The organism is Arthrobacter sp. 01N442, assembly GCF_056399345.1.
Genome location: NZ_JBFTRD010000005.1, coordinates 136,759 through 151,385, shown reverse-complemented (window position 1 = coordinate 151,385; position 14,627 = coordinate 136,759). Strand labels below are relative to the sequence as shown.

Below are 14,627 nucleotides of genomic sequence, written 5' to 3'. Positions count from 1 at the left end.
GCCACTGGCCGTCAGTCGATCGGCTATCCGCCAGGCGTGCCGAGAATGCGCGCCACGATCTGTCCGGCCGATTCCGCAGCTTCGATCCGCTCTTCCTGTACGAACGGTAGCGGCTGCCATCCGTGGAACCAGGACCGCATCTCGTCGACGGTGAAGTTCGCCGCTTGTGGCCGCATCGCATGCCTGCGGACGGTTTCATCGAACGTGAGGTCGTAGGCGAAAAACCTCGAGTCGCCGCTTCGGGCCGCGGTGCGCTCGAGCATCGCCGAATACCGCCCAGCGTTGAAGATTCCTTCGAGGATGACGTGGTGCCCGGCGCGGAGGCAGTGAGCCGCTGCGGCTTCCAGAAGGTCCGCGTGGGCGAGGCTCTCCTGCTCTCGTTCCCGGTACACGCTTCGCCGGAAATAGTCTTGGCTGAGGATCGCAGTCGGACCGTGCAAGGCTTCTTGGAGCATTGCCGCTACGGTGCTCTTCCCGGAGCCGGAGTTACCAGGCAGGACGACGAGCATGCCTAGAACGTAGCAGGAGCCGGAAGGGAACCGTCACCGGGCACGCGCGGTGACGACCATGAATGAGGCGTCAGGGGTGAAGGGAGTGCGCGCCCAGTCCCCGTATACGGCGTCCACCTCGAAGCCGGCTGTGGCGAGCTGCCGGAGAAGGCTGTCGACGTGGCGGAAGGCGAAGCGCGCCGTCTCGGTCACTCTTTCACCGGTCCGCAGGAACTGATTATGGAACCTGGCTGTGACAACGCCATCTTCGGGCTCTGACACCTCTGCCCACTCGTCAAGCGGCCCATGCGGGGTGTCGCGGCGGGAGCGCTCCTGCGACGCCCAGCGTTCCCATGCCCGGGCTGCGGGGTTCCTGCTGTCGAAGGCCAGTACTCCACCCGCCCGCAGATTAGCGTGGAGATCCCGCAAGGTGCGCTGCCACTCCGGATCGAGGATGTGCTGGACGACGTTGCCGGTAAGCACGATGACGTCGAATTGCATCGGAGGGATGGCGCGGCTGTCGCCCAGGATCCAGTCCACGCCGGCTGCTCCTGGCCGACGCCGCGCGAAAGCAAGCATCGCAGCCGACGGGTCCACGCCGACAACAGTGCGTCCTTCCCGGGCAAAAGTCACTGTCAGAATGCCGGTCCCGCACCCAACGTCGAGTATGGACTCCGCCTCACAGTCGTCAGCAATTGAGCGGTAGAAGTCGTGGTCCGGGCCATCCGGATTGTCCTGGTCGTAAAGGTTAACGAGTCTGGTGTCGTAGTCGCTCACAACGGGACCCCACGCACCAGCATCTACTCCGACGGTTCGCCGGGCGTGTCCGCCTCCGCGGCCTCGACCCCGGGCTCGGCAAACCAGAGCCGCGTCTCGCCGTATTTCTTCTCCGCGAACCGCTCCATGCCCTCGGGCCAGGACGGCTCCGGGGTGCGGGCGGAGCGTTCCACCACGACGACGGCGCCCTCGGCCAGGTGCGGAAGCAGCTTGGCGAGCACCGCGGCCAGCGCGACCTCGTCCAGCGGATAGGGCGGGTCCAGGAACACCAGGTCCCAGCGGGTTGCCTCGGCGGCGCGGTCCAGGAAGGATTCGACCTTCGAACGGTGCACGGAGACCACTTTGCGCCGCGCCACGGTATTGACCAGGTCCGCGTTGCGCTGGCAGACCTCGCTGGCCTTACCGTCGAATTCCACCAGGTCCACGGCCAGCGCGCCCCGGCTGGCGCTTTCCACGCCGAGTGAACCGGAGCCGGCGTAAAGGTCCAGCACCCATGCGTCGGCAACGACCTCGAAGGCGTCCAGCCTGGAAAAGAGCGCTTCCTTCACCCGATCCGTCGTGGGCCGCGTCAGGGAGCCAGGGACGCTGACCAGCGGTGTGCCGCCGGCGGCTCCGGCGATGATGCGGCTCATGCCTGCCGCTCCGATCCGGACGCGATAAGCCCGGCCTTGCTTCGTGTCCTAGCCGCGTTCAAGGAACGCCTCCTTCTCCGGGTTGAGGTAGTCGTCGATTGCCGCGGCCAGTCCCGTGTGCCGGGCCAGGTCCGGGTCGGCGCCGATGATCGCCTGGGCGTCCTGCCGTGCGCGGGCGATCAGGTCCTCGTGCTCCAGGACCCGCAGCAGCTTCAGCGTCGAGCGGCCGCCCGACTGGGACGCGCCCAGGATGTCGCCCTCGCGGCGCAGCTTGAGGTCCTCCTGGGAGAGCTCAAAGCCGTCCGTGGTGGCCGCAACCGCGTCCAGGCGGCGACGGCTGGGATGCTCAGGTTCCAGGGTGGTGACCAGCAGGCAGGTTCCCGGCAGCCCGCCGCGGCCCACCCGGCCACGGAGCTGGTGCAGCTGGGAGATGCCGAAGCGATCCGCGTCCAGGATCACCATGAGCGTGGCGTTGTGCACGTCCACTCCCACCTCGATCACGGTGGTGGAGACCAGTAGCTTGGTCTGGTTGGCCGTGAACGAGGCCATGGTTTCCGATTTCAGGACCGGATCCTGCCGGCCGTGGAGCGGCGCCACGGGTACGCCGGCCAGCGCCGGTTCGTCGCGCAGGAGTTCGACGACGCCGGTCACCGAGGCGAGTTCCCGGGCTCCGTTGTCGGCCAGGTCGGCGTCGGTGGGCTCGGCCTCGCCGGGGCTGAAGTCGCCGTCGTCGTCGGTGCCGATTTTGGGGCAGACGACGTAAACCTGGTGGCCGGCGTCGATCTCCTCGCGGGAACGGGTCCAGATCCGGGTGGCCCAGGCTGGGTGTTCGGCCAGGCCCACCACGTGGGTGGAGATCGGGGCACGGCCCGCCGGCAGTTCGTCCAGCACCGAGGTCTCCAGGTCGCCAAACACGGTCATGGCGACGGTGCGCGGGATGGGCGTGGCGGTCATGACCAGCAGGTGGGGCGGCTTGCTGGCCTTGGACCGGAGCGCATCACGCTGCTCGACGCCGAAACGGTGCTGCTCGTCCACGACGATCAGCCCTAGGTCGTAGAAGGAAACGTTCTCGCTGAGCAGGGCGTGCGTGCCGATCACGATTCCGGCGGTCCCCGACGCGGCGTCCAGCATGGCCTGCTTCCGGGCGGCGGTGGGCATCGAGCCGGTCAGCAGCGTGACCTGGACGGAGTCCGGGCCGAGGCCGCCGAGCAATCCGTCCCGGGAAAGCGGTCCGAGCGTGCGGCGGATGGACTCGAAATGCTGCGCCGCGAGCACCTCGGTGGGCGCCAGCAGCGCCGCCTGTCCTCCGGCGTCGACCACCTGCAGCATGGCGCGCAGGGCGACGATCGTCTTGCCGGAGCCCACCTCGCCCTGCAGCAGCCGGTTCATCGGCGAGTCCCGGGTCAGTTCCTCGGACAGGGTTTTGCCAACAGCTGCCTGGCCCGCCGTCAGGGTGAAGGGCAACTGGCGGTCGAACGCAGCCAGCAGGCCGTCCGCGGCGGGACGGCGCGCCGTCGCTTCCTCCGCGGCGAGCTGGGCGCGGCGCCGGGCCAGGGCTGATTGCAGCACCAGCGCCTCCTGGTAGCGGAAACGGTCCCGGGCACGCCGCCAGTCCGCCGCCGTCTCCGGGGCATGGATCAGCCGGTACGCGTCCGCGACCGGCAGGAATTTTTCCCGCGCGGAGATGTCGGCGGGCAGCGGGTCATCCAGGCTGTTCAGGTCGGCGGTTTCCAGCAGCGTGGAAATAACTTTCTGGATGGACCAGCTGGTCAGCTTGGCGGTGGCCGGGTAGACCGGGATGGGCATCGCCGCGAGCTTCTCCGGGTCCATGCCCGGGACGTCGGGATCCTCATCCAGCAACTGGAACTCGGGGTTGGTCAGGCCGAGGGAGCCGCCGTAGCGGGTCACCTTGCCGGAGAACAGGGCGCGCCGGCCCGGCTGGAGCTCGGCTCGGGCGCGGAAACCGTTGAAAAAGCTCACCTTCAGGGTGCCGGCGTTGTCGGTAATTACGACGTCGGTCAGCGAACCGCGCCGGGCGCGCATGGCGCGGGTGCTGTTGGAGAGCACGCGGGCGATCAAGGTTACTTCCTCGTCCAGCGGGACCTCGCTGATGAGGGTCAGCTCGCCTCGGATCATGTACCGGCGAGGGAAATAGTTCAGCAACCCGCCGACTGTGGTGATGCCGAGGTGCTTTTCGATCACGGCCGCGGAGCGCTTGCCGATGCGGCGCTCCAGGCCTAGTTCAAGTTCAGCGTTCATGTCCGTCGAGGTCCGCGCTGCGGGGGTCTGCGGCAGGAACTGCTTCCAAGGGAGAAGAATCAGCGTCCCGGGGCAGCGCCAACTCGCTGACGCTGATGTCCGAGGGTTCGCCCAGCGAGCGGATCAGGGCGACGGCGGGCGCGGCGTCGGGCACGTGGACATGCACCCGCCACCGGTAGGCGCCCTCGGCGTTGGCGTCGCCGCCCACCTGGCTCATGATGACGGACTCGCCCATCTCGTCCAGCCGTTGCCGCATGGTGGCCGCGTCCAGCGGCGAGAGCGTGATGGTGCACATGACTTCGACGCCGTCATCCCCCGGCATGTCCACGTGGATGTGCGGATCCTGGACGTCATAGCCATGCAGGCCGTCGAGCAACTGGTCCTGGAGTTCCTCGCCCAGCACGGCGGAGCGCAGGCAGTCCAGGACCAACAGCATCCCAACCCCGCCGGCGTCGACTACGCGGGCGGTGTGCAGGGCCTCAAGCTGGTCCTCGGTGTGCACCACGGCGGCCAGGGCAGCCTCGACGGCGGCGTCGAGCGCCAGCCCCAGGGCGTGGTTGCTGTCGTCGCCGTCGTGCTCGGCGTCGACGGCGGCGGCGGCGCGGGCGGCTGCTTCCATCACGGAAAGCATGGTGCCGGAAACCGGGTCACTCAAGGCTGACCACGCCCGGATCTGGGCACGGTTGAGGGCGGCCGCCAGCAGGGGTGAACTGAGCCGCGGGTGCCCGGCCAAAGGTTCGGCGGCGGCGCACAGGAAGACTGCGAAGAGAGTTCCGGAATTGCCCCGCGCCTGCTCCATGGCGGCCTGGCCTGCCCTGGCCAAGACAGCCCCGACGTCGTTTTGGGCCGGGTCGGGCGGGCCCACGACGTGCAGCGCCGGGCCGGCGTCCAGCTGCGGCAGGGCAGCCGTGTCGGTGGCTACGTCCTGGAGCGCGCGGGCTGCGGCGCGGACGGTGAGGTAGAGGTTGGTTCCGGTGTCCCCGTCGGCTACCGGAAAGATGTTGATGGCGTTCAGGCGGTCGCTGTGGTTTCCAAGCGTTGTCTCCGCCTTGCCCAACCACCGCTTCATCGCTTGCGCGTTGGCGGCAATCTTAGTCTGCAAAGTGATCCCATCCCACAGTGTCAGCGGGCCGGCCCGCTATCGTGACGCCTGTGCTGTCCGTTGGTGCAGAGGCTCCTACCGAGCCTATCGCAGTGAAACCGTGAGGCAGCTGAACGCCGGCCGGGAAGGCAGCAAGCAGGCCATGGTCCTCGCCGCCGCCAAGGACCCAATCCATTGGATCCGTCCCCAGCAGGGAGGCGGCCGGCTTAAGGGGCGCGCCCAGCTCTTTCAGTGCGCCGGGATCCAGGTCCAGGACGGCGTGGCTGGCCGCGGCCATCCGGGCCCCGTCCCGGACCAGTCCGTCGGAGATGTCCATCAGCGCGCTGGCGCCGGCGTTCCTGGCCAGCGGACCCGCCGCGAGTGGCGGCAGGGGGCGGCACTGGGTGTCCATCAAGGCACGCTGCTCCGGGGTCAGGCGCCCTACGGGGATGGCGGATTCCAGCAGGGCTAGTCCGGCGGCGGCGCGTCCGGCGGTGCCAGCGAGTGCGAGGGTGTCACCCGCACGGGCGCCCGAGCGCAGCACTGGCGCGTGGCCGTCGAGCGTGCCCAGGATGGCGACGCTGACAGCCAATTCGCGGCCCCGGCCCAGGTCCCCGCCGGCTACCGCGCAGTCCGGCGCGCCCAATTCGCGGATCCCGGCACTCATCCCGTCGGCGAAGTCCTCCACCCAGGACACGAGGGTTTGCGGGGGCATGGTCAGGCTGACAACCATCGAGGTGGCACGCGCCCCCATGGCATTTATGTCGCTGAGGTTCTGGGCGGCGGCCTTCCAGCCGACGTCGTAGCCGGTGGTGCGGTAGCCGTTGTTCCATTCCAGCCGGAAGTCCTGGTCCACAACCTGGGTGTCGATGCTGACCACTGTCCGGCCGTCCGGCGCTGCCACGATCGCGGCGTCGTCGCCGGGTCCCAGCAACAGGGCACTGCTGTCCCCGCCGTGGAGCCGCGGGAAGATCCGGGCAAGCAGTTCCGACTCGGAGAGTTCGGCCACGGTCAGGGCGTCGGGGTTCCGGGCCTCGGGGTTTTGGGGCTTTTGCGTCAGTGGTTCGGGCACAGCCCTACGCTACCGCGAGGCTCTGACAAGGGAGGCGTCGGGTCGCTCCGAAGCGTCCGGATGGCCGCCGCAGCCGGGATAGGCTGGATGGATGCAGCTGCTCCGCCCGCACGGTTCCCGTCGTCCACTTCGTCTTCTGGCAACCGCCGCCGCGGCCGGGCTCGCGCTCAGCGCCTGCTCCCCCGCCGTGGACGTCGCGCCCGCCAAAGACGCAGCGAACGCGGCCTGCGCGCCCATGATGCTCGCGTTGCCGGACAGCCTTGGTGACGCGAAGCTGCGCAAGACCAACAGCCAGGCGACGGCGGCATGGGGTGACCCTTCGCTGGTGGTCCTGCGCTGCGGCGTCAACGTCCCCGGACCCACCACGGACCGCTGCGTGAGCGTGAACGGCGTCGACTGGGTCATCAAGGAGGGGAACCCGGTCTGGACGCTGACCACTTTCGGGCGCGAACCCGCCACGGAAATCCTGATGGATCCCAACAAGATCAGCTCGGCCACGGTGCTGGCCGAGCTCGCGTCCCCGGCCTCGAAGATCAAAGCCACGCGCAAGTGCGTCGGCCAGGAGGATCTGCAGAACCTGCCTGCCGGCAAGTAGCCCGGCGGGCAGGTATCTCGGCCTCGCTTTTAGCGCAGCCCGGTCTTGCGGTGCAGCGCCAGGTAGATGAGCTCGTCGATCAGCTCCGCGTAGCCCAGTCCCGAGGCCTTCCACATCTGCGGGTACATGCTCTTGGGCGTGAACCCGGGCATGGTGTTGATCTCGTTGATGATCAGTTCACCCTCGGGCGTGTAGAAGAAGTCCACCCGGCTCAGGCCCTCGGCGCCGACGGCGTCGAACGCGACGGCGGCAAGCTCGCGGACCCGGGCGATGGCCTCTTCGGGGAGGTCGGCCGGGCAGCTGAGCGCAGCGGCGTCGTCCTCGACGTACTTGGCGTTGAAGTCGTAGAAATCGTGGCCGCCGCCGGCAACCGAGATTTCGCCCGGCATCGAGGTCCGGGGAGCATGGTTGCCGCGGCCCTCCAGCACGGCGCATTCGATCTCGCGGCCGACGATGCCGGCCTCGATCACGAGTTTCGGATCGTGTTCCCGGGCGGCCTCGATTGCGGCGTCCAGTCCCTCGAGCGAATCCACCTTGGAGATGCCCATCGAGGAGCCCGCCCGGGCAGGCTTGACGAAGACCGGGAAGCCAAGGGCATCCACGCGCTTGCGCACCTGTTCGGGATCGGTCAGCCACTGCCGGTCCGTGACGGCGATGTAGGGCCCCACGTGCAGCCCGGCGGACTCGAAGACCACCTTCATGTAGTGCTTGTCCATGCCGACGGCGGAGGCGAGCACGCCGGCCCCCACGTAGCGGGTGTCGGAGAGCTCCAGGAGCCCCTGGATGGTGCCATCCTCGCCGAACGGTCCGTGCAGCAGCGGGAAGACCACGTCCACCGAGCCCAGCTCCTGCGGGACCTGGTTCGGGGAGGCGACGATCAGCTGGTGTTCCCCGCTGATCTCGGCCAGCGTCACGGTCTGGTCCGACGGCGCCACCTCCGGCAGCGAGGATGCGGACAGCGACCACTGCTTGAGGTCGCCGGAGGCCAGCACCCATTGGCCGGTCTTGGCGATCCCAATCGGAATCACCTCGTACTTGGTCTGGTCAATCGCGCCGAGGACCCCGGCCGCGGTGACGCAGCTGACCGCGTGCTCGCTGGAGCGGCCGCCGAACAGCACCGCCACCCGGGGCCTGGATTGGTCGGATTGTGCCTCTGTAGTCAAATTCTTTTCCGACACTCTCAGTAATCGCCTTCGGGTTTCAGGTCCCGGGACAGCAGCAGCGGTCCCAGTTCGTCGACGGACAGTTTTCCGGCCAGAACCGCGACGACGGCGGCCGTGATGGGCATCTCGACGCCGAGCTTGCCGGCTAGTTCATGCACGGCCTGCGCCGATTTGATGCCTTCGGCGGTCTGCGTCATTTCGGCCGCGACCTGCTCCAGGCTCAGGCCGGTTCCGAGCAACCGTCCGGCCGTGTGGTTCCGCGAGAGCGCGGAGGAACAGGTGGCGACGAGGTCGCCCAGCCCGGCGAGCCCGGCCATGGTCCGGGCCTCGCCGCCGAGGGCCAGCGTCAGCCGCGACGTCTCGGCCAGGCCGCGTGTGATGACCGAAGCCTTGGTGTTGTCGCCCATCTGCTTGCCCTCGCAGATGCCTACGGCCAGGGCAATGATGTTCTTGACGATGCCGCCGATTTCGACGCCCACCACATCCGACGTCGTGTATGGGCGGAAGTATGGTGCCGTGCAGCTGCGGGCCATCCAGCCTGCGGCGGCGTCGTCCGTGCAGGCGACGACGGACGCCGTCGGCTCCTCACGGGCAATTTCCATGGCCAGGTTGGGACCGGACACCACGGCGACGCGCTCGGCGGGAATGGCCAGCTCCTCGCAGACCACCTCGCTCATCCGGGCATCCGTGTGCAGTTCCAGACCCTTCATCAGGGAGACCACCAGAGCGTCGGGTCCGATCAGGTGCTTCCACTCGCGCAACTGGGGCCGGAGGGTCTGGGCAGGGACGGCCAGGACCACCAGGTCCGCGCCGTCGAGTACCTCGGCCACGTCCGTGGAGGCAGTGATGCTGGCGGGCAGGGCGATGCCTTTGAGGTACTGCTCGTTGCGGTGCTCGCTGTTGATCTGGTCCACGACGGCGGCGCGCCGGCCCCAAAGCCGGACGCTGCGTTCGACGCCCGAGGCCGTGGCCGCGTCGGCCAGGATCTTCGCGAAGGTGGTACCCCAGGATCCGGCACCGAGCACGGCAACGCTCTTGGCCGAGCTGGAGGCATCCAGCTTGGGAAGCTCTGCCGTCACTTGGTGCCGTCCGTTGCGGCGCCGGCGTCGGTGTCTGTATCTGTGCCCTCGGCGGCTCCGCCGCTGTGCCCGCCACGTTCGATGAAGCGCCCGTGGGTGGACTGGTTGTGCGCCGAGGGGTCCCAGCGCACCAGCGGCGGCTGTCCGCCGCGCAGGGTCGCGAGCAGTTCGGTGATGGCGTCCATGATCACGCTTGTCGCTTCGGTCAGCGTCGCCTTGTCCAGGGGACGTCCGGCAAAAGCGCTGAGGTCCACCGGGTCGCCCACCAGCACCCGTGAGGTCTTGCGGGGGAACACATGGAAGCGCTTGGCATAGCGCGGAAAGACTTCATGGGCGCCCCAGTGGGCCATCGGGACCACCGGGATACCGCTTTCCAGCGCCATCCGGGCCGCACCGGTGTGGCCCTTCATGGGCCACAGCTCAGGGTCGCGTGTCAGCGTGCCCTCAGGGTAAATGATGATGGCACCACCCTCGTCTACGACCTCCCTGGCGATCTGCAGCGAACGGTTGGCGCCCGCCGTCGAGCGCTCCACTGGGACCTGCTTGGTGTTGCGGAGCACCGAACCCAGTACCGGCACCTTGAACAGGCTGCCCTTGGCCAGGAAGTGCGGCATCCTGTTCTGGTTGAAGAGCATGTGCCCGATCACCAGCGGATCGATCTCGGTGCAGTGGTTGGGCACGGCGATGAAACCGCCGGCGGGAAGCTTCTCCAGGCCCTCCCACTTCTTATTCATCAGCAGGTTCATGACAGGCCGGACGATGCCGGCCACGATGACAAAGGTGATGTGGCTCTTGGCCGTTTCCTTCACGTGGTCCCCGCTATCGGGCTGACGTGATGTCGAAGTCGGCGCCCAGACCGGCGAGCTTCTCGGTGAAGCGCTCGTAGCCCCGGTTGATGATGTCGATGCCCGTGACCTTGGAGGTCCCGGTCGCGGCCAGCGCGGCGATGAGGTGGCTGAAGCCGCCACGCAGGTCGGGCACGTCGATGTCGGCGCCCTTGAGCTGCGTCGGCCCGGAGATGACGGCCGAGTGCAGGAAGTTCCGCTGGCCAAACCGGCAGGGGACGCTGCCGAGGCATTCGCGGTGGACCTGGATGCTGGCGCCCATCCGGATCAGGGCGTCGGTGAAGCCGAAGCGGTTTTCGTACACGGTCTCGTGCACGATCGAGACGCCCTCGGCCTGGGTCAGGGCCACCACCAGCGGCTGCTGCCAGTCGGTCATGAAGCCGGGGTGGACGTCGGTCTCCAGCACCAGCGGGTTGAGCTTTCCGCCGGGGTGGTAGAAGCGGATGCCGTCCTCACCGATGTCCATGCCGCCGCCCACCTTGCGGTAGGTGTTCAGGAAGGTCATCATGTCCCGCTGCGTGGCACCCTCGACGAAAATGTCGCCTCGGGTCACCAGGGCGGCCGAGGCCCAGGACGCGGATTCGTTGCGGTCGGAGAGGGCACGGTGGTTGTAGCCGCCCAGGTCCTGCACACCCTCGATCCGGATGGTGCGGTCGGTCTGGACGCTGATGATTGCGCCCATCTTCTGCAGCACGGCGATGAGGTCGACAATTTCCGGTTCGGTGGCCGCGCCGGACAGCTCGGTGATGCCTTCGGCCCGGGTGGCGCTGAGCAGGACCTGTTCGGTCGCTCCAACGGACGGGTAGGGCAGCGCGATCTTGGCGCCCTTGAGGCCGTTCGGCGCGGAGATGTGGATCCCGCCCGGGCGCTTCTCCACGACGGCGCCGAACTGGCGCAGCACGTTGAGGTGGTAGTCGATGGGGCGGTCACCGATCTTGCAGCCGCCAAGGTCGGGGATGAAGGCCTCGCCGATGGCGTGGATCAGGGGTCCGCAGAGCAGGATCGGGATGCGGGAGTCACCGGCGTGCGCGTCGATGGCCGTGTGCGAGGCCGTCTTGGCGTTGGTCGGGTCCAGTGTCAGGTCCCCGGTAACGGGGTCCTTGTCCACCGTGACGCCGTGAAGTTGGAGCAGGCTGGTGACAACCTCAACGTCCTTGATTTCGGGAACGTTGCGCAACACGGACGGCTCATTGCCCAGCAGGGCGGCAACCATCGCCTTGGGGACAAGATTCTTGGCCCCCCGAACGGTGACGCGGCCGGTCAGCGGGACGCCTCCGCGGATTGTCAGAACACTACTCATTTACCAGTTTCCTCACGACTACTCGCCCCCCAAATCCTTACAAAGGCTCCAGCTAAGCATAGGAGCTAGCGTTACCGATCCGAAATACGGCGCGAAGCAGGCCGTGCGGAATCTCTCGCCCGAAGCTGGGCCGTCAATCAGTTCGCCGTCTTTCCGGCATTGAGGTGCGCCACCGCCGTCGACAACGCTGTAGCGAAGCCGCACCACGCCGCGTAGGGGGCAAGTGCCACTCCGGAACGGCGGTCCAGTTTGTAGGTGCGCCGCACCAGATCGACGCTGCTCGCCGTCAACACGGCGCATTCCGCCGCAGCGAGCCATGGCCGCCGCGCCCGCCAGAAAAGCCAACTCCAGGACGCATTGAGGACGAGATTGGCTACCAAAGCGGAGCGGTAGGCAGTTAGTTCCTGTTGCCTCGTGGTGCTGCCGGCGTCATCGGCCCCGTCGCTGCTATCCAGCGCGACGGCGGAGCTCACGGCGAGGTCCGCGTACAGCGCTGTCCAAACCACAGGAAATGCAATGGCTGGCGGTTGCCAATCAGGTTTGCGGAGCCGCCGATACCAGGCGCCGTCAGGGTCCGTCGCCAATCCACCGGCCGCTGCTGTCGCAGCCGTCGCGGCCGCCGTCCACACCACGGTCATGAGTTTCATCGCTGCTCCTTCTTGTTCCGCGTCGCTTTTTGCGGGATGGCCTCTCCGGGGCAAGCTCTCCCCCCGGGCAGGGTCTCCCCGTAAGGCCGATAATACGTCCGTTGCAGGGACCGCTGGCTTGGCCACCGTACGCTGATTCGGTAGATGCCGGCATATGTCGCGGTCCGTCACACTGGACCCGGGCCGTCGATTCCCAACGGGCCACTTCACCGGTGCGGCTGGCCTGCATCTCCGTAACCCGCCAAGCGTTCCGGCTGCTGAACTAAAATTGTCAGGGGTGACCTGTAGCGTGTTTTTATGGACGGCAAGCGAGAGCCCGACGTGGCTCCGGCGGAAGGCGTGACGGTCGCGGACTTCGCGCGGATCCTGGCCGGAATCCCCGCCCCGGCCAGCGCCGCGGCCCTCATCGACGAGACACGCGAGCTGGAGGACCTGAAGTCAGCCCTGGGCGCCCGACAGGCCCGGGACGCCGTCGCTTTCGACCTTCTCCAGCGCCGCGAACAATCCCTTGCCGGCGTTCCCGCCGACCAACTCGGCACCGGCGTCGGCGCGCAGATCGCCCTAGCCCGGCGCGAATCCCCCGCCAAGGGCGGCCGACTCCTGGGCCTTGCCAATGCCCTCGTCACCGAGATGCCGCACACACTCGCCGCCCTGGAAACCGGCCAGCTCAACGAATGGCGCGCCACCCTCCTGGTCCGCGAGACCGCCTGCCTGTCCGCGACCGACCGGGCCGCCGTCGACGAAGAACTCGCTTCCGACGCCGGGACATTCACCGGCGCGGGCGACCGCGCCATCGTCGCCGCGGCCCGTGCCGCCGCGTACCGGCGGGACCCGCGCTCCATCACCCAGCGCGCCGCCCACGCCGAAACCGAACGCCACGTCAGCCTCCGCCCGGCACCGGACACCATGTGCTACCTCACCGCCCTGCTGCCGGTCAGCCAGGGCATGGCCGTGCACGCCGCGCTCACCCGGCACGCGGATGCTCTCCGGGCCGCCGGGGACGCCCGTCCCCGGGGCCCGCTGATGGCCGACGCCCTGGTCGAACGCATCACCGGGAAAGCCGGCGGGCTCAGCGGCATCGAAATCCAGCTCATCATGACCGACCGCGCCCTGTTCCAAGCTGACAGCGAACCCGCCCGCCTCCCCGGCTACGGCATCGTCCCCGCGGGGTGGGCACGGGCACTGATTAAGGATGCGGGCACCGGCGCCGCGAGCGGAACGGAGGGTGTCAGCGCTGTTGGCGCCCCGGGCGTCGCAGGCGACGAACGCACCTTTGCGACCTGGCTGCGCCGGCTCTACACCGCTCCCGGCACCGGCGAACTCGTCGCCATGGACTCGCGCGCCCGGCTCTTCCCGACCGGGCTGCGCCGGTTCATCGAGGCCCGGGACAGTGCCTGCCGGACACCCTACTGCGACGCCACCATCCGCCACCTGGACCACATCGTCCCCTGGCACCGCGGCGGCGCAACCACAGCAGCAAACGGTGCCGGGCTCTGCGAAGCCTGCAACCACAACAAAGAAGCCCACGGCTGGAGCGCACAACCACGCACCGGACCCGCGCGGCACACCCTCCAACTCACCGCGCCCACCGGCCACAGCTACTACTCCACCGCACCGCCACTACCGGGGACCAGCCTCACAAGGAGGCTGCAACCTCGCTCCGATGGGAACAGAGATACCGCGGAGCCTCCAAGGCCTCCGCTCCAGACCAGAAAGTTCAGGCACCGGGCCAAAGCCACCGTGGTCGCCCGCCGTGCGACTCCACAGGCTGCATAACCGGGCCGCTCAGACCCATTCACAGGATTCCGCGACCTCGCAACACTCATCAATGTGACGGCACCTACGCCCGTGGTTGGCCGCAGGCTGCCTTGTCCACGGCACGGGGTGATCCCGGGGGCAACGAATTCGGCCTGCAGTTCGGAACCGTCCCAGACGTCCGGGACCAGGAGGCTATCCCTGGGCCGCTCACGGCCACGCAAAAGTGCCGCCGTCGGGCTTATTGCCCGAGGCGGCACTCATGAAGCCGCGGAACTCAGGACAGCTTCGCCGGCAGTGTCGTCGGTTTGAATGCCGGCCGAGTGGCCTCGTAGGCGGTGATGTCTTCCTCGTGCTGCAGGGTCAGCCCGATGTCGTCCAGGCCCTCCAGCAGGCGCCAGCGGGTGTAGTCGTCAATCTCAAACGGTGCCACCACATTGCCGCACTCTACGGTCTTGGAGACGAGGTCGACTTTGACTTCGGTGCCGGGGGCGTTTTCCAGCACCTTCCAGATCAGTTCGATGTCGTCCTGGGCCAGTTCCGCGGCGAGCAGGCCCTGCTTGCCCGAATTGCCGCGGAAGATGTCTGCGAACCGGGAGGACAGCACTGCCTTGAAGCCGTAGTCCTTCAGCGCCCAGACAGCGTGCTCGCGGGAGGAGCCCGTGCCAAAATCCGGCCCGGCCACCAGCACGGAGCCGGCGCTGAACGGTTCCTGGTTCAGGATGAACGACGGGTCTTTACGCCAAGCCGAGAAGAGCGCGTCTTCGAAGCCGGTGCGGGTGATGCGCTTGAGGTAGACGGCGGGGATGATCTGGTCCGTGTCGACGTTGCTCTGTCGCAGCGGGACACCGACGCCGGTGTGGGTGGTGAACTTTTCCATTGCGGATCCTTCTGAAGCTGGGTCTGCCAAACGGGGCAGGTGGCCGGGGCGGGT

Annotated in this window: 14 protein-coding genes; 2 read left to right on the top strand and 12 right to left on the bottom strand. The window is 68.0% G+C overall.

The window, feature by feature from the left end; genetic code table 11:
* Positions 1–23 precede the first annotated feature (23 nt).
* Genes AC1DNC_RS11920 through thiL form a run of 6 tightly spaced genes read right to left on the bottom strand, consistent with a single transcriptional unit; the run spans position 24 to position 6,252 of the window.
* Entirely contained in the window at positions 24–509 is a 486-nt protein-coding gene (locus AC1DNC_RS11920) for an AAA family ATPase (RefSeq protein ID WP_476862752.1), read from the bottom strand.
* 33 nt (positions 510–542) lie between these two features.
* Entirely contained in the window at positions 543–1,265 is a 723-nt protein-coding gene (locus AC1DNC_RS11915) for a class I SAM-dependent methyltransferase (protein ID WP_476862751.1), read from the bottom strand.
* Positions 1,266–1,288: 23 nt separating this feature from the next.
* Entirely contained in the window at positions 1,289–1,897 is a 609-nt protein-coding gene (gene rsmD, locus AC1DNC_RS11910; protein ID WP_476862750.1) for a 16S rRNA (guanine(966)-N(2))-methyltransferase RsmD, read from the bottom strand.
* 48 nt (positions 1,898–1,945) lie between these two features.
* Complete coding sequence (locus AC1DNC_RS11905; RefSeq protein WP_476862749.1) at positions 1,946–4,156, bottom strand: ATP-dependent DNA helicase RecG; 2,211 nt, start codon at positions 4,154–4,156, stop codon at positions 1,946–1,948.
* Positions 4,146–5,225 (bottom strand): DAK2 domain-containing protein, encoded by a 1,080-nt coding sequence (locus AC1DNC_RS11900; protein WP_476862938.1) that lies wholly within the window; start codon positions 5,223–5,225, stop codon positions 4,146–4,148. Before AC1DNC_RS11900 ends, AC1DNC_RS11905 begins: the two co-directional genes overlap by 11 nt.
* Before the next feature lie 22 nt (positions 5,226–5,247).
* Positions 5,248–6,252, bottom strand: coding sequence for a thiamine-phosphate kinase (gene thiL / locus AC1DNC_RS11895; RefSeq protein WP_476862937.1), 1,005 nt, complete (start codon positions 6,250–6,252; stop codon positions 5,248–5,250).
* Between the two features lie 148 nt (positions 6,253–6,400).
* Between thiL and AC1DNC_RS11890 the strand changes: the two genes are divergently transcribed.
* Positions 6,401–6,904, top strand: a complete 504-nt coding sequence (locus AC1DNC_RS11890; protein WP_476862748.1) for a DUF3515 domain-containing protein — start codon at positions 6,401–6,403, stop codon at positions 6,902–6,904.
* 29 nt (positions 6,905–6,933) lie between these two features.
* Here AC1DNC_RS11890 and AC1DNC_RS11885 read toward each other — a convergent pair whose 3' ends face one another.
* The 5 genes from AC1DNC_RS11885 to AC1DNC_RS11865 form a co-directional block, all read right to left on the bottom strand.
* Complete coding sequence (locus tag AC1DNC_RS11885; RefSeq protein WP_476862747.1) at positions 6,934–8,082, bottom strand: D-alanine--D-alanine ligase family protein; 1,149 nt, start codon at positions 8,080–8,082, stop codon at positions 6,934–6,936.
* A gap of 2 nt (positions 8,083–8,084) precedes the next feature.
* On the bottom strand, positions 8,085–9,146 hold the full coding sequence (locus AC1DNC_RS11880) for an NAD(P)H-dependent glycerol-3-phosphate dehydrogenase (RefSeq protein ID WP_476862746.1): 1,062 nt from the start codon (positions 9,144–9,146) through the stop codon (positions 8,085–8,087).
* Positions 9,143–9,955 carry a lysophospholipid acyltransferase family protein gene (locus AC1DNC_RS11875; protein WP_476862745.1) on the bottom strand — a complete coding sequence of 271 codons (813 nt, stop codon included), beginning with the start codon at positions 9,953–9,955 and terminating at the stop codon, positions 9,143–9,145. The genes AC1DNC_RS11880 and AC1DNC_RS11875 overlap by 4 nt, the downstream gene beginning before the upstream one ends.
* 10 nt (positions 9,956–9,965) lie before the next feature.
* Positions 9,966–11,291: a UDP-N-acetylglucosamine 1-carboxyvinyltransferase gene (murA, locus tag AC1DNC_RS11870; RefSeq protein WP_476862744.1), complete on the bottom strand. Its 1,326-nt coding sequence runs from the start codon at positions 11,289–11,291 to the stop codon at positions 9,966–9,968.
* A 137-nt stretch (positions 11,292–11,428) separates the two neighbouring features.
* Positions 11,429–11,938, bottom strand: coding sequence for a TspO/MBR family protein (locus AC1DNC_RS11865; RefSeq protein WP_476862743.1), 510 nt, complete (start codon positions 11,936–11,938; stop codon positions 11,429–11,431).
* 297 nt (positions 11,939–12,235) lie between these two features.
* Between AC1DNC_RS11865 and AC1DNC_RS11860 the strand changes: the two genes are divergently transcribed.
* Positions 12,236–13,714 (top strand): HNH endonuclease, encoded by a 1,479-nt coding sequence (locus AC1DNC_RS11860; RefSeq protein WP_476862742.1) that lies wholly within the window; start codon positions 12,236–12,238, stop codon positions 13,712–13,714.
* A 256-nt stretch (positions 13,715–13,970) separates the two neighbouring features.
* On the opposite strand, the gene leuD is transcribed toward AC1DNC_RS11860, so the two are convergent.
* Complete coding sequence (leuD, locus tag AC1DNC_RS11855) at positions 13,971–14,573, bottom strand: 3-isopropylmalate dehydratase small subunit (protein WP_476862741.1); 603 nt, start codon at positions 14,571–14,573, stop codon at positions 13,971–13,973.
* Positions 14,574–14,627: the final 54 nt, after the last annotated feature.